Consider the following 15,262-nt stretch of genomic DNA (forward strand, 5'->3'; position numbering starts at 1 on the left):
CCTCGGTACCGGAACCCCTGTCGGGTCTCGTCGACCTGCCCCACCCTGCCCCGGCGGGGACACGCGGTCGATTACGTCCGGGGTAATGACCAGGGCGGCAGGCGGATCGCGGGGCGGGTCAGCCGTCCGAAACGGCCTGGTGGAAGCCGTAGTTGGAGGAGGTCAGGCCGCCGTCCACCCGGAGGGTGGTGCCGGTGATCCAGGAGGCGTCGCGGGAGGCGAGGAAGGCGACGGCGGACGCGATGTCCTCCGCCTCGCCGACCCGGCCGAGCGGGTAGAGGGCGGCCGCCCGGGCCAGTTGCGCGTCCTTGCCCGCCCAGGCGTCGGTGCGGATGGTGCCGGGGGCGATCAGGTTGACGCGGACGCCGCGCGGTCCGGCGTGGCCGGCGAGGGTGCGGGTGAGGCTGGCGAGCCCCGCCTTCGCGGCGCTGTAGCCGTGGTTGCCGAAGTCCTGCTCGCCGTTGACCGAACCGATGTTGACGATCGCGCCCCGGCCCGAGGCCACCAGGTGCGGGAGGGCGGCACGGGCGCAGCGGTAGGGGCCGGTGAGGCTGACGTCCAGGTCGCGCTGCCAGGACTCGTCGGGCTCGTCCTCGAAGAGCGGGACATCGGTGGAGCAGGCGTACGCGTTGTTGACCAGCACGTCGAGGGTGGAGAAGGCGGTGACGGCGCGGGCGACCGCCGCTTCGACGGCGCTCCGGTCGGCCACGTCGCAGGCGAGCGCCTCGGCGGTGCCGCCCGCCGCGCGGACCGCCGGGGATTCCCGTATCGCCTCGGCGGTGCGGGTGGCGCGGGCGCCGTCCAGGTCGGTGACCAGGACGCGGGCGCCCTCCGAGGCGAGCCGGTGGGCGGTGGCCGCGCCGATGCCCTGGCCCGCCCCGGTGATCAGTACGCCGTATCCGTCGAACCTCGGTGCCGTTCCGGTGGGTTGAGTGGGTGTCATAGCGCCGACCGTACTGCCCTGACCAGTGCCTGGGCACGGGGGTCGGCGGTGACTCCCTTCTGCAGGCCGTTGGTGACGTAGCCGAGCGCGATGCCCGATTCGGGGTCGGCGAAGCCGAGCGAGCCGCCCCGGCCGGGGTGGCCGAAGGAGCCGGGGGCGAGCAGCGGGGCCGCCGGGCCGTGCAGCATGTAGCCGAGGCCGAAGCGGGTGCTGACGACCAGGACCCGGTCCGGGCCGGCCGATTCCTCGGTGCGGGCCAGGGTGAGGGTGGCGGGGGCGAAGAGGCGGTGGCCGTCGACCGGGCCGATCATCGCGGCGTAGGCGCGGGCCAGCGCGCGGGCGGTGGAGATGCCGTTGGAGGCGGGGAGTTCGGCGGCCCGGTAGCCGGGGTCGTTCTCGTCGGGCAGCGGGTCGATGGCGCCGAAGGCGCGGCGGGTGAGGGACTCCGGGTCGCGGTAGGCCTCGGTGACGGAGCGTTTGGGGCGCATCCGCAGGACGCCGCCGTCCGATGTGCCGGTGGCGGCGGGCGGTTCGACGGGTCCGATCCGGCCGACCCGGTGGGTCTCGTCGGCGGGGAGGCCGAACCAGAAGTCCAGGCCGAGCGGGCGGGCGATCTCCTCGGCGATCCACCGGCCGACGGTGCGTCCGGTGACCCTGCGGACCAGCTCGCCGACGAGCCAGCTGTAGGTCTGGGCGTGGTAGCCGTGGTCGGTGCCGGGCTCCCACTGGGGGCGCTGGGCGGCGACGGCCTGCGGCCCGGAGATCCCGTCGGCGGCCTCGGAGGGGGTCAGCGGGCAGTCGAGGGCGGGGAGTCCGGCCCGGTGGGCGAGGAGGTGGCGGACGAGGGTGCGTTCCTTGCCGGCGGCCTTGAACTCGGGCCAGTACGTGCTGACCGGGGCGTCCAGGTCGAGTTGGCCTCGCTGGTGGAGGAGGAGCGGTACGGCGGCGGCGATGCCCTTGCCGGCCGAGCGGACGATCTGCACGGTGTCCAGGGCCCAGGGTTCGGTGCCGTCCACGTCCCGGGTCCCGGCCCAGAGGTCGACGACCTTGTGGCCGTCCCGGTAGACGGCGACGGCCGCGCCGCGTTCGCCGCGCTGCTCGAAGTTACGGACGAAGGCGTCCCGGACCGGTTCGAATCCGGCCGCCACCGTGCCGCGTACGTCCACGCCCGCACCGGCGCCTGCTTCTGCGCTCCCGCTCATCCCCCCATGGTGCACGCCGGAGCGCGTGGTGCGGGGACCGGGTCACCCGTGGCGGACGGTCACCGAGCGCGGGTCGAAGCCGAAGGGCAGCTCCAGCCGGTGGGCGCGCATCAGTTCGTCGTCGCAGAGGAGGTCCTGGGTGCGGTCGTCGGCGGTGATGACGCCGTCGCTGAGGATCACCGAGCGCGGGCAGAGCTCCAGGGCGTACGGCAGGTCGTGGGTGACCATGAGCACGGTGACGTCCAGGGACCGCAGGATGTCGGCGAGTTCGCGCCGCGAGGCCGGGTCCAGGTTGGAGGACGGCTCGTCCAGGACCAGGATCTCCGGCCGCATGGCGAGGACGGTGGCGACGGCGACGCGGCGGCGCTGGCCGAAGGAGAGGTGGTGCGGCGGCCGGTCGGCGTACTCCGCCATGCCGACCCGGGTCAGCGCCTCGGTGACCCGTTCGTCCAGTTCGGCGCCGCGCAGCCCGGAGGCGGCCGGGCCGAAGGCGACGTCCTCGCGGACGGTGGGCATGAAGAGCTGGTCGTCGGGGTCCTGGAAGACGATGCCGACGCGGCGGCGGATCTCGGCCAGGTTCCGCTTCTCGACGGGGAGCCCGGCGACCCGGACGGTGCCCGCGCCCGCGTCGAGGATGCCGTTGAGGTGGAGGACGAGGGTGGTCTTCCCGGCGCCGTTGGGGCCGAGCAGGGCGACGCGTTCGCCCCGGCCGACCGTGAGGTCCACGCCGAAGAGGGCCTGGTGGCCGTCGGGGTAGGCGAAGGCGAGGCCGCTGACCTCCAGCGACGGGGCGGTTTCGGGGGACGCGGTGGACTGGCTCATAGGGTCCATCCCAGCAGACAGACGGCGAGGGCGAGCAGGGGGAGCACCGCGGCGTGCGCCCACTGGGCCCGGGAGGCGGTCACCTCGTCGATGACCGGCATGGTGCCGGTGTAGCCGCGGCTGACCATGGCGAGGTGGACGCGTTCGCCGCGTTCGTAGGACCGGATGAACAGGGCGCCCGCCGTCTTGGCGAGCACCCCCCAGTGGCGTACGCCGCGCGCCTCGAAGCCCCGGGAGCGGCGGGCGATCGACATCCGGCGCAGTTCGTCGGTGACGACGTCGCCGTACCGGATCATGAAGGAGGCGATCTGGACGAGGAGCGGCGGGAGCTTGAGCCGCTGGAGGCCGAGGAGCAGTTCGCGCAGTTCGGTGGTGGAGGCGAGGAGCACGGAGGCGGCGACGCCGAGGGTGCCCTTGGCCAGCACGTTCCAGGCGCCCCAGAGGCCGGGGACGCTGACGGAGAGGCCGAGCACGTGGGTCTGCTCGCCGGGCACGACGAACGGCATGAGCAGGGCGAAGGCGACGAACGGCACCTCGATGAGCAGCCGTTTGAGCAGCAGGCCCGCCGGGACGCGGGCCAGTGCGGTGACCGCGCCGAGCAGCGCCGCGTACAGCCCGAAGGCCCAGACCGACTCGCGCGGGGTCAGGACGACGACCACGACGAAGCAGAAGGCCGCGGCGATCTTGCAGTGCGGCGGCAGTGCGTGGACGGGCGAGTGGCCGTGCCGGTAGAGCTTGTGCGCGTGCCCGGCGCCCATGTCAGACGGTTTCCTTGTCGTGGGCGGGGGCCTCGGGGGTGTCCTGGGCGCGGCGGCGGCGGAGCACGTAGAAGACTCCGCTGCCGACGACGACGGTGGCGCCGACGCCGATGATCCCGGCGAGGCCGCCGGAGAGCCGGGCGTCGGCGACGTCCTTGACGCCGTAGTCGGCGAGCGGGGAGTCCTTGGCCGCGTGCTCCTCGGTCTTCTTGTCGATGCCCTGGTCGGCGGCGACCTTCTCCAGGCCGTCGGGGCTGGAGGAGGCGTAGTACGAGACGAAGCCGGCCAGGACGAGCGCGGTGACCAGGCCGGTGGCCCACAGGCCGCGGTGGGAGCGGGCGGCGGCCGGGGCGGGGGCCGGCTCGGCCGCGGTGGGGGCGTCGACGAGTTCGCCGTCGACCCGGAGCTTGAGGGTGGTGGCCAGGCCCCGGGCGCCGTGCACCAGGTCGGGGCGGACGGCGATGACGGCGCCGACGGTCAGGGCGGTGATCAGCGCCTCGCCGATGCCGATGAGGACGTGGACGCCGACCATCGCGGTGAAGACCTTGCCGATCGGGATGTCGGTGGTGCCGCCGACCCAGTAGACCAGCGTGAAGGCGACGGCCGCGGCGGGCACGGAGACCAGCGCGGAGACGAACGAGGCGACGGTCACCGAGCGGCGCGTCCTCGGCAGCACCTTGAGCAGCCCGCGGAAGAGGGCGTAGGCGACGACGACGGTGACGACGCCCATGTCGAGCACGTTGACGCCGAGCGCGGTGAGGCCGCCGTCTGCGAAGAGGATGCCCTGCATCAGCAGGACGACGGTGACGCAGAGGACCCCGGTGTACGGCCCCACCAGGATCGCCGCCAGCGCCCCGCCCAGCAGATGGCCGCTGGTGCCGGCCGCGACCGGGAAGTTCAGCATCTGCACGGCGAAGATGAACGCGGCGACGAGCCCGGCGAGCGGCGCGGTCCGCTCGTCCAGTTCGCGCCGGGCCCCGCGCAGGCCGACCGCGACCGCGCCCGCGGCGACGACGCCGGTGACGGCGGAGACGGGCGCGTCGATGAATCCGTCGGGTACATGCATGGAGGACTCCGCTCCCTGCGGTCCGGGGCCGCACGGACGGCGCGACCAGGAATGTCGTGAACCGCTCAATAGTAGGGCCTTATTGCGAAGACTTCGCAAGAGCGTACGTACAACAACTGCCCGCCATGCCGCCCGGGAAATCATTGGTGAAGATAGGGGACATTGGATAACAAAGCAGTACGAACACGAGGAGTCGTTCCATGTCCCCCGTGATCCATGAGCAGGCCGACGCCTGGCTCGTCAACGACACCCCCGACCTCCCGGCGGTCCCGGTCGACCTGCTGTACGACGCCGAGAAGGACCCGCGCACCGTCCACGTCTCGTTCCCCGGCGGCGCCGACTGGGCCTTCGCCCGTGATCTGCTGGAGGGCGGGCTGACCGCCCCCACCGAGCGCGGCGGCGTCCGGGTCTGGCCCTGCGGGCGTACACAGCTCGTGGTGGAGGTGCATTCGGCGGAGGGCGTGGAGGTGGTGCAGCTCGACAGCGCCCCGGTGCTCCGCTTCCTGCACCGCACGCACGCCTGACCCGCGGACGGGCCGCACGCACACCCGGTACGCGGACGGCCCGCACCCGCGCCGGGGAGGCGGGGTGCGGGCCGTCCGCGTACCGGCGGAAGGGTCAGACGCGGGCCAGCTCGCGCCCGTCCGCGCCCCCGGCACCGTCACCGGGGCCGTCGCCGGGCGTTTCGTCGAGCTGCTTGCGCAGGCCCTCGCCCTCCACGTCCACGTTGGGCAGGATCCGGTCCAGCCAGCGCGGCAGCCACCAGGCACGGTGGCCGAGCAGGGCCAGGACGGCGGGCACGATCGCCATCCGGACCACGAAGGCGTCGAAGAGGACGGCGATGGCGAGCGAGAAGCCGATCATCTTGACCATCTGCTCGCTGGAGCCGATGAAGCCCGCGAAGACCGCCATCATGATCACGGCCGCGGCCGTGACGACCCGGGCACCGTGCTGGAAGCCGGTGACGACGGCCTGGCCGGGCTTCTCGCCGTGGACGTACGCCTCGCGCATCCGGGTCACGAGGAAGACCTCGTAGTCCATCGCGAGGCCGAAGACGACACCCACCATGAAGATCGGCATCATCGACATGATCGGACCGGTCTGCTCCACCCCGAAGAGCGAGCCGAGCCAGCCCCACTGGTAGACCGCGACGACCGCGCCCAGGGCGGCGACCACCGAGAGCAGGAAGCCCAGGGCCGCCTTCAGCGGCACCAGCACCGAGCGGAAGACCACCATCAGCAGGAGGAAGGCGAGGCCGACGACGAGTGCCAGATAGGGCAGCAGGGCATCGTTCATCTTCTGCGAGAAGTCGATGTTCATCGCGGTGGAGCCGGTGACCAGCAGTTCGGCGCCGGTGTCGGACTTGATGTCCTGGCCCGCGTCCCGGATCGCGTGGACGACGTTCTCCGTCTCGACGGAGCTCGGCCGGTCCTTCGGGATCACGGTGATCATCGCGGCGTCGCCGGCCTTGTTGAACTGGGCCGGGGTGACGGCGACGACGCCCTTCACGCCGGAGATCTCGTCGGTGACCCGCTTGGCGGCGACCTTGCCGTCCGAGCTGTTCGCGGTGTCGACGACGACCATCAGCGGCCCGTTGAAGCCGGGGCCGAAGCCCTCGGAGAGCAGGTCGTAGGCGCGGCGCTGGGTGGTGCTGGTGGGCTGGGAGCCCTCGTCCGGCAGCCCCATCTCCAGGGACGCGGCCGGTACGGCGACGGCACCGAGGCCCAGGACGCCGACGAGCAGCACCCACACCGGGCGGCGCAGCACGAACCGGGCCCAGCGGGTGCCCATGTTCGGCTTGGCGTCGGCGGTCTTCCCGGCCGCCTCGGCCTTGCGCGCCTTGCGGCCCATGACCCGCTTCCCGGCGAAGCCCATCACCGCCGGGACCAGGGTGAGCGCGATGAGGACGGCGATCACGACCGTGCCGGCCGCGGCGAAGCCCATCTTGGTGAGCATCGGGATGTTGACGACGGCGAGACCGGCCAGCGCGATGACGACGGTGAGCCCGGCGAAGACCACCGCGGACCCGGCCGTGCCGACGGCCCGCCCGGCCGCCTCCTCGCGCTCCCGGCCCTCGGCCAGCTCGGCGCGGTAGCGGGAGACGATGAACAGCGCGTAGTCGATGCCGACCGCGAGGCCGATCATCATCGCCAGGATGGAGGTGGTGGAGCCCAGGTCGAGCACGTTCGCCAGCGCGGTGATCGTCGAGACGCCGACGCCGACGCCGATCAGCGCGGTGAGCAGCGGCAGCCCGGCGGCGACCAGCGAGCCGAAGGTGATGACCAGTACCACCGCCGCGATCGCGACGCCGATGATCTCGGTGGCACCGGTCTCCGGCATCACCTGGAGCGCGTCACCGCCGATCTCCACGGTCATCCCGCTCTTCTGCGCCGCGTGGCCCGCGTCCTCCAGGGCGTCCCGGGTCGCGTCGGTCAGCTCCATCGAGTTGACCTTGTACGAGACCGAGACGTAGGCCGTGGAGCCGTTCTTGCTGACGGCGTTCGCGGTGTACGGGTCGCTGACGGAGGCGACCTGGTCCGAGCCCGACTTCAGCTCGGCGACCGTCTTGTTCACCGCGGCCTTGTTGGCCGGGTCGGCCATCTTCTCGCCCTCGGGGGCCTTGAAGACGACCCGGGCGGTCGCGCCGTCGGCGCTGGCCCCGGGGAACCGCTGTTCCAGCAGGTCGAAGGCGCGCTGCGCCTCCGTGCCCGGTATCGAGAACGAGCTGGAGGTGGGGGTGGACGCGGTGGCGGCGCCGAATCCGGCGAGCGCCAGCAGCATCACCCAGGACAGGGCGACGTACCAGCGGCGCCGGAACGCGAACCGTCCGATTCGGTAGAGGAATGTGGCCACGGAGGGGGTCTCCCGGGTCGGGTCGTGGTGGAAAAAGGGCGTGCGGTGCCGGCCCGACGACGAGAGCGGCGTGTCAGGTGGACCTGGGGAGGGGTCGTGAGGTCGTACGGGGACCGGGCCGCTCGGGACGGCCCGGGGCGACCGGGGACCGGGACCGTACGGAACGGACCGGAGGCCGGAAGACCGGGACCGTACGGAACGGGACCGGGGACCGGGCCGCGCCTGGGCGCGTCCGGGGTCAGACTCCGAGGGCGGGGAGGACCACGGAGTCGACGTAATCGATCAGGAACGCCTGGTCGACGGAGCGGTCCTCGACCAGCTGCCGGGCGGCGAAAGCGCCGATCAGCATGTGCGACACGTATTTCAGCGCCGGGTTGTCCGGACGCACCTCGCCCCGGTCCACGGCTCGGCGCAGCAGCAGTTCGAGACCGGTCATCTCCGGCTCGATCAGCAGGTCGCGCAGGGCCTGGTGCAGATCGGGATTCTCGTGGACGGCATGGCTCAGACCCCGCATCAGCGCGGAGTCCTTCTCCATCTGGCAGTCGTCGGTGCGGCTCAGCACGGCGTGGAAGTCGCCGCGCAGCGAACCGGTGTCGATCTCCACGAGGGACACCGGTTTGTTGTGCCGCAGTGCTTTGACGACCAGCTCGGGCTTGCTCCCCCACTGGCGGTAGAGGGTGGCCTTGCTGGAACGGGTGCGAGCGGCGACGGCGTCCATGGTCAGGGCGTCGTAGCCGACCTCGCGCAGGAGGTCGAGCACGGCGGCGTAGAGCTCGCTCTCGCGCTCGGGCGTGAGCCGGGTACGTGCCATGTCGGCCTCCTTTCTCGTACGCGTACGGCAGCCTCGTAAGGCGGCGGGTCTCGCACACCAGTCGATCGAACGAAACCGTTTCGTACACATCGACGGTACCCCGCCCGCCGAGCGAAACGAAATCGTTTCGCTTGTGTTCCGCACCACAGGCGACGCGCACCGTGGGGCCGCGACCGCGTTCCCCGCCGCGCGACGGCACACCGCGCTCCGACACACCGCGCACCAGGAGTTGCCGGGGCCGTTGAGCGCGGAAAGCATGGGGGGGTGAGTGACGACGTCGCGTATCTCCGTTTCCCGCACCTCCACGACGATCTGCTGTGCTTCGCGGCCGAGGACGACCTCTGGGTCGCCCCTCTCGCGCCCGAGGGGCAGCGGCCCGGCCGCGCCTGGCGGCTCACCGTCGACCGGACCAGGGTCGGCCACCCGCGCTTCTCCCCCGACGGCAGCCGGATCGCGTACACGAGCTGGCGCAGCCTCGACCCGGAGATCCATCTCGTGCCGGTCGACGGCGGACCGGCCCGCCGGCTCACCTACTGGGGCTCGACCGACACCCGGGTCTGCGGCTGGACCCCCGACGCCGGGGACGCCGCCCAGCTCCTCGCCGTGTCCTCGCACGGCCAGCCGTTCTCGTACGTCTCCTGGGCCTACAGCGTCCCCACCGACGGCAGCCCCGGCGGCAAGCTGCCCTGGGGCCCGGTCTCCGACATCGCGGTCAGCGACGTGGACGGCGAACGGCGCACCCTGCTGCTCACCGGCACCCCGCCGCACGAACCGGCCGCCTGGAAGCGGTACCGGGGCGGCGCGACCGGCCGGCTCTGGCTGCACGGCAAGCGGCTGCTGCCGGACATCGGCGGCCACCTCGCCTCCCCGATGTTCGTCGGCGGCCGGATCGCCTTCCTCTCCGACCACGAGGGCGTCGGCAACCTGTACTCCTGCCGCCCCGACGGCACCGACCTGCGCCGCCACACCGACCACGACGCCTTCTACGCCCGCCACGCCTCCAGCGACGGCCACCGGGTCGTCTACCAGTGCGCGGGCGAGCTGTGGCTGGTGGACGACCTGGCCTCGCCGGACGCGGTCCCCCGGAAGCTGGAGGTCCGGCTCGGCGGCCCGCGCACCGGGCGGCGCCCCTACCAGGTGCCCGCCGCCAGCCACGTCGACTCGCTCTCCGTGGACGAGACGGGCCGGGCCAGCGCCGTCACCGTGCGCGGCAGCCTCTACTGGCTCACCCACCGCGACGGCCCCGCCCGCACCATCGCCGACACCCCGGGCGTCCGGGTCCGGCTGCCGGAGATGCTGGGCAGCAGCGGCCGGGTCGCGTACGTGACGGACGCCGAGGGCGAGGACGCCGTCGAGATCGCGTACCTGCCGCGCGCCAGCGGCGACCGCGCGCCGCGCAGGCTGGCCTCCGGGCGGATCGGCCGGGTGCACGAGATGGTCGCCGACCCGGAGGGCGAACGGCTGGCCCTCGCCACCAACGACGGCCGCCTGCTGCTCCTGGAGACGGGCGAGGAGGCCATGGCCGCGGAGGGTGCGGGGAGCGCGGCCGCCGAGGGCGGACCGGAAGCCCCGGCCGCGACCCCCGCCCCGTCCCCCGGCGAACCCGCCGAGCTGATCCGCTCCATCAACGGCCCCGTCCGCGACCTGGCGTTCTCCCCGGACGGCGCCTGGCTCACCTGGTCGCACCCCGGCATCGGCCGCTCCCTGCGCCAGATCAAGCTGGCCCGCATCCTGGGCACCGGCGCCCCGGTCATCGTCGACGTCACCAACGGCCGGTTCGAGGACGAGAACCCGGTCTTCACCGGCGACGGCCGCTATCTCGCCTTCCTCTCCTGGCGCGGCTTCGACCCGGTGTACGACGTCCACACCGGCGACCTCTCCTTCCCGCTGGGCTGCCGTCCCTACCTCGTGCCGCTCTCCTCCGCCACCCCCTCCCCCTTCGCCCTCTCCCCGGAGGGGCGCCCGGCGGCGGGCGGGCTCGACCCGGCCGACGACCTCCCGGACACCGGCACGGGCGAGGGCCCCGCCCCGGTCACCGTCGAGTTCGAGGGGCTGGAGAACCGGGTGACGCCCTTCCCCGTCTCCGCGTCGAAGTACTCGGCCCTGTACCCGGTGAGCGGCGGCGGCCTGGTCTGGCTGCGCTGGCCGATCTCCGGCGCGCTCGGCGAGACCTTCGCCAACCCGTCGGACATGTCGGGCCGCCCCACCCTCGAACACTTCAACATCTCCAAGGCCAGGAAGACCGAACTCGTCGCCCACCTCGACTGGTTCGCGGTCAGCGGCGACGCGACCCGGCTGGTCGTCATGGACGAGGGCGAGCTGCGCGCGGTCCCCGCCACCGAGCCCGGCGACAACGACTCGACCGTCTACCTCGACCTGCGCCGCATCCTCCACGAGGTCGACCCGGCGGCCGAGTGGCGCCAGGCGTACGCCGAGGCCGGCCGCATCATCCGCGCGTACTTCTGGGAACCGGACATGTGCGGCATCGACTGGGACGCCGTGCTCGACCAGTACCGCCCGCTGCTCGACCGGGTCGCCTCCCCCGACGACTTCGCCGATCTGCTCCGCGAGGTCCTGGGCGAGCTGGGCACCTCGCACGCGTACGTGTCCCCGGCCCGCCGCAACGAGGGCCCGCCGCACTACCAGCGGGCGATCGGCCTGCTCGGCGCCAACCTGGTCTGCCGGGACGGCGCGTGGACGGTCCGCCGCATCCTGCCCGGCGACTCCTCCGACTCCAAGGCCCGCTCCCCGCTGGCCGGCACGGGCATCCGGGAGGGCGCCGTCCTCACCCATGTGGACGGCCGCCCCGTCGACCCGGTCGCCGGCCCGTACCCGCTGCTCACGGCGGCGGGCGGCACCACGGTCGAGCTGACCTTCCGCCCGGCGGAGGGCGGCGGGCGGCCCCGCCGGGTCGCGATCGTCCCGCTGGTCGACGAACGCCCGCTGCGCTACCAGGACTGGGTCGCCAAACGCCGCGAGGTCGTACGGGAGTTGAGCGGCGGCAAGTGCGGCTACCTGCACATCCCGGACATGGGCGGATCGGGCTGGGCGCAGTTCAACCGGGACCTTCGCATGGAGGTGTCGCGCCCCGCCCTGATCGTCGACGTACGGGGCAACGCGGGCGGACACATCAGCGAGTTGGTGGTGGAGAAGCTGACCCGCACCATCCTCGGCTGGGACCTGACCCGCAACGCCCAGCCGGTCAGCTACGCCTCCAACGCGCCCCGGGGCCCGGTGGTCGCCCTGGCCGACGAGGCGACCTCCTCGGACGGCGACATGATCACCGCCGCGTTCCGCCTGCTGAAGCTCGGCCCGGTGGTCGGCCAGCGGACCTGGGGCGGGGTGGTCGGCATGACCGGCCGGAACCGGCTGGGGGACGGCACGGTGATCACCGTGCCGATGAACGCGGCCTGGTTCGACACGTACGGGTGGTCCGTCGAGAACCACGGTGTCGAACCGGATCTGGAGGCCCTACGCACCCCGCTCGACTGGGCCGAGGGCCGTTACGCGGTGCTCGACGACGCGGTCCGCATCGCCCTGGACCTGCTGGCCGCCCAGCCGGCGGCGGCCCCGCCCACGTACGAGGACGTCCCGGACCGCCGCCGCCCGCCCCTGCCCCCGAGATAGCCCGGGACGAACCGACCGGAAGGCCGCCTCCGAAACAGCCCGGTTCCGGCCTCACCCGGCCCCGTTCGATCCCATCCGATCCGTTTCGGACAGAAGGTCCCGGCCAGCGGAATCCGATGCTCCGCTCCGGGCCGGGGCCTTCTCCGTCCTGTCCACATCGCCCCGGAACGGGTGACATGATCGTGTTGGGCGATTCGCCACGAGCGGAGAGCCACACGATCAGGACCGGGGAGGACCGTGATGCGCGATCAACTCCTGGGAAACCGCTACCGCCTGGTGCGTCAGCTCGGCGAGGGCGGCATGGGGGAGGTCTGGGAGGCACAGGACGAGACCCTGGACCGCCGGGTCGCGGTCAAGGTGATCTCCCTGCTCGCCGGTGGCGGCAGCCGTGGCAGCGAGGCACGGGCCCGCTTCCTGCGCGAGGCCCGGATCACCGCCGGTCTCCAGCACCCGAACGTGGTGACCGTCCACGACCTCGGCGAGAGCGGTACGGAGAACGGCGACGCCCCGTTCCTGGTGATGGAGTTGCTCCAGGGCGAGACCCTGGAGACCAAGCTGGGCCGGGGCCCCGTTCCGCTGGTCGCGGCGGCCCGCTGGGGTGCCCAGGTGTGCGACGCGCTGGCCGAGGCGCACGCGGCGGGTGTCATGCACCGGGACATCAAGCCGTCCAACATCGTCATCACCGACTCCGGGACGGTGAAGGTCCTCGATTTCGGGGTGGCCCGCGCCGCCGACCCGTACGCGACCTCCGACCGGCTCACCCGCACGGGTGTCATCGTGGGCACGCCCCCGTACATGGCGCCCGAGCAGGCCCGGGGCCGCCCGGTGCCGGGCAGCGACCTGTACGCGCTGGGCTGCCTGCTCTTCGAACTCATCACGGGGCGGCTGCCGTTCGACGCCCCCGACGCGATGGGGTTCCTCACCGCCCATCTCAGCCAGGACCCGCCCGCCCCCAGCGCGGTGGCCCCGGGCATCCCGGCGCCCTGGGACGACCTCGTCCTCACCCTCCTCCACAAGGACCCGGACGAGCGGTACGCGTCCGCCGCCGAGGTGGCCCTCGCGCTGCGCCGTCTGGACCGGGTGCCCGGTCCGGCGCCCGCCCCGACCTCCGCCTCCCTCGCCCCGTCGCTGCCGACGCTGAGATATCCGGCGCCCCGGCCCGCGCCGCCGCCCGCCCGGCCCAGGAACCCGATCCCGGCCGGCACCTGGCGTGCGGCCGGGATCTGGCTCCTGGTGGTGATGGTGAGCACCCCGCTGGCGGTGGGCAACACGAACGGGGTCGGGGACGCCCGGGACATCTCCTCCGCCGTCGGCATGATCACCCTGGCCACCGCCGTGTTCATCAGCTACGTGGTGCTCGCGGTGCCCGGCGGGGCGGGCGTGCAGCTGCTCGACTGGCGGGCGAAGGCGGCGGCGCTCTTCCGCTTCCTCCCGCCGACCCTTCTGTTCGGCGCCTACGTCACGGCGGCCGCGCCGAACGCCGAGTTCCACCCGTACATCACCAGCGCCGGTTCCTCGGCCGCCCTGGCGGGTCTGCTGGTGCTGGCCGCCGCCCTCACCCCCCGCTCGGGGCGCGGGACGCGCGGGGTGGGCTACGTGTTCCTGGGGCTCAACGCCGCCGCCGTGTTCAACACGGAGATCCTGGTGCTGATGGACGTACGGTTCCCGTATCTCGCGCTGGTCCCGCCGCTGACGGTCAGCCTCGGGGTGACGGTCCTGGCCATCGCCCTGTTCCGCGTACGCGAGACCGCCACCCGCCGCATGGGCCACCAGCCGGACACCGCGTAGTCGGGCTCCGGCCCCCGGCCCGGCGAAGGGGCAACTCCCGCGCCCCTTCCCGTCGTTGCGTGGGAGAACTTCATCAGCGCGACGTCAGCCGGGCGTGAGCGAAAGGCACGCGGCACGTCAGCGACGGCGTGCAGGGTGAGGGCCGCCGCCCTGTCCGGACCCCCTGCCGGGCCGGGCGGACACCCGCCCGAACACACTGGGAGAGGCAAGCAATGAAGAGACTCAAGGCAGCCGTCGTGGCGGCCGCCGTCGTCGCGGGCACGGCCGTCGCCGCGACCCCGGCCCATGCGCTGAGCTACTGCAACGTGGGCAGCGGCACCATCATCTGCGAGTACGGGATCGCCAGCTACCGCCCGTCCAGCGGCCGCATGTACCAGTTCGCCATCGGCACCGACCGCGCCGCCTACGTCCGCTGGGAGAACGGCTACGGCGGCTGGACCGACTGGAGCTCCATGGGCGGCGAGTGGCGCAGCGGCGTGATCATCCGCGACCGGGAGCTGCCGGGCCGGGTCGAGTTCGGCATCATCGCCACCGGCACGGACAACCTGCAGTGGGTCAACTGGTACATGGTCGGGAGCAACTGGACCGGCTGGGGGCACCTGCCCGACCCGATGTGACCGGTCGCGGCCCCTCCTCAGGGGCCGCTCTCCCGCGCCCGCCCGGACGGGCCGGCCGGTCCCCCGCCGCCCCGGTCAGCCGGTGATCTTCCGGCTGAGCAGCGCCTGTACGCGTTCGGCCTGGAAGAGGGCGAAATCCGACGCCTCACGGACCTGGTCCGGCCCGCCCGCCTCCGTGGAGACCTCGGCGAGGACCGTTCCGACGCGGAAGACGACGACGTTGTCCGTGCCGCCGCCCGCGGTGCGGGTGAAGTACTGCGACTCGTTCCCGGCCGCCGCGCCTCGGGACTTCACCTCGCCCTCGCCACCGGCCGCCGCGGCGGCGAACCGGGCGCGCGCGTGCTCGATGCTGTCGTACGCCTCAAGGCCCGATTGGGTGACCACCCCGGCGGCGTCCTTGTACTCACCCGTCGCGGTGAACAGCGCCCCGGTGCAAGGGACCGGCTCGATCAGGCAGTCGTCCTCGACATCGTCCACCGGATCGGCCCGGAGCGCTTCGGCGCCGCCCGACGTGGACCAGCCCTCGATCAGTTCGCCGCGCGCGGGAAGCATCCGCTTCAACTCGTCCGCGCTCCGCAGCACAACGTCCGGGTCGGCCCCGGCCGGCGGAGACTCCACGGGCCGCGGCGACCTGATGGCGGACGGCGGCTCGGGGTCGGCGCCCGTGTCCGAGCCACCGCCGCAGGCCGTCAGCCCCATCAGAGCCGCCGCCGTCACCACCGCGACGCGCACGTACCCGGCCTTCATGCGATCCCCCGTCCGTGTATTCACCAAC

The 15,262-nt window shown here is 73.1% G+C and carries 12 protein-coding genes; 4 read left to right on the forward strand and 8 right to left on the reverse strand.

Features of this window, described 5'->3' with window-relative positions; translation table 11 throughout:
• Positions 1–118: 118 nt before the first annotated feature.
• The 5 genes from ACIQGQ_RS11950 to ACIQGQ_RS11970 all read right to left on the reverse strand — a co-directional run bounded on the left by ACIQGQ_RS11950 (position 119) and on the right by ACIQGQ_RS11970 (position 4,791).
• Complete coding sequence (locus ACIQGQ_RS11950; protein WP_402393900.1) at positions 119–943, reverse strand: SDR family NAD(P)-dependent oxidoreductase; 825 nt, start codon at positions 941–943, stop codon at positions 119–121.
• Positions 940–2,109 (reverse strand): serine hydrolase domain-containing protein, encoded by a 1,170-nt coding sequence (locus ACIQGQ_RS11955; protein ID WP_402394807.1) that lies wholly within the window; start codon positions 2,107–2,109, stop codon positions 940–942. Before ACIQGQ_RS11955 ends, ACIQGQ_RS11950 begins: the two co-directional genes overlap by 4 nt.
• A gap of 78 nt (positions 2,110–2,187) precedes the next feature.
• Positions 2,188–2,967 carry an energy-coupling factor ABC transporter ATP-binding protein gene (locus ACIQGQ_RS11960; protein ID WP_402393903.1) on the reverse strand — a complete coding sequence of 260 codons (780 nt, stop codon included), beginning with the start codon at positions 2,965–2,967 and terminating at the stop codon, positions 2,188–2,190.
• Positions 2,964–3,725, reverse strand: a complete 762-nt coding sequence (cbiQ, locus tag ACIQGQ_RS11965) for a cobalt ECF transporter T component CbiQ (protein ID WP_402393906.1) — start codon at positions 3,723–3,725, stop codon at positions 2,964–2,966. Before cbiQ ends, ACIQGQ_RS11960 begins: the two co-directional genes overlap by 4 nt.
• A gap of 1 nt (position 3,726) precedes the next feature.
• Positions 3,727–4,791, reverse strand: a complete 1,065-nt coding sequence (locus ACIQGQ_RS11970; RefSeq protein ID WP_402393909.1) for an energy-coupling factor ABC transporter permease — start codon at positions 4,789–4,791, stop codon at positions 3,727–3,729.
• Positions 4,792–4,991: 200 nt separating this feature from the next.
• On the opposite strand from ACIQGQ_RS11970, the gene ACIQGQ_RS11975 reads away from it, so the two are divergent.
• Complete coding sequence (locus ACIQGQ_RS11975; protein ID WP_402393911.1) at positions 4,992–5,315, forward strand: SsgA family sporulation/cell division regulator; 324 nt, start codon at positions 4,992–4,994, stop codon at positions 5,313–5,315.
• Positions 5,316–5,409: 94 nt separating this feature from the next.
• On the opposite strand, the gene ACIQGQ_RS11980 is transcribed toward ACIQGQ_RS11975, so the two are convergent.
• Positions 5,410–7,644, reverse strand: a complete 2,235-nt coding sequence (locus ACIQGQ_RS11980) for an MMPL family transporter (protein WP_402393915.1) — start codon at positions 7,642–7,644, stop codon at positions 5,410–5,412.
• Positions 7,645–7,882: 238 nt separating this feature from the next.
• Positions 7,883–8,455, reverse strand: a complete 573-nt coding sequence (locus ACIQGQ_RS11985; protein WP_352276814.1) for a TetR/AcrR family transcriptional regulator — start codon at positions 8,453–8,455, stop codon at positions 7,883–7,885.
• A 264-nt stretch (positions 8,456–8,719) separates the two neighbouring features.
• Here ACIQGQ_RS11985 and ACIQGQ_RS11990 point away from each other — a divergent pair, with 264 nt between their 5' ends.
• The 3 genes from ACIQGQ_RS11990 (at position 8,720) to ACIQGQ_RS12000 (ending at position 14,487) form a co-directional block, all read left to right on the forward strand.
• A complete protein-coding gene (locus ACIQGQ_RS11990; RefSeq protein ID WP_402393919.1) occupies positions 8,720–12,082 on the forward strand; it encodes a S41 family peptidase in 3,363 nt (1,120 codons plus the stop codon).
• Positions 12,083–12,322: 240 nt separating this feature from the next.
• Positions 12,323–13,870, forward strand: coding sequence for a serine/threonine-protein kinase (locus tag ACIQGQ_RS11995; protein ID WP_402393922.1), 1,548 nt, complete (start codon positions 12,323–12,325; stop codon positions 13,868–13,870).
• A gap of 212 nt (positions 13,871–14,082) precedes the next feature.
• Positions 14,083–14,487 carry a hypothetical protein gene (locus ACIQGQ_RS12000; RefSeq protein WP_402393925.1) on the forward strand — a complete coding sequence of 135 codons (405 nt, stop codon included), beginning with the start codon at positions 14,083–14,085 and terminating at the stop codon, positions 14,485–14,487.
• Between the two features lie 75 nt (positions 14,488–14,562).
• Here the strand turns inward: ACIQGQ_RS12000 and ACIQGQ_RS12005 are convergent, their stop codons facing one another.
• Positions 14,563–15,234, reverse strand: a complete 672-nt coding sequence (locus ACIQGQ_RS12005) for a hypothetical protein (RefSeq protein WP_402393928.1) — start codon at positions 15,232–15,234, stop codon at positions 14,563–14,565.
• Between the last annotated feature and the right edge of the window lie 28 nt (positions 15,235–15,262).

Source organism: Streptomyces sp. NPDC092952 (assembly GCF_044754785.1).
Classification (GTDB): Bacteria; Actinomycetota; Actinomycetes; order Streptomycetales; family Streptomycetaceae; genus Streptomyces.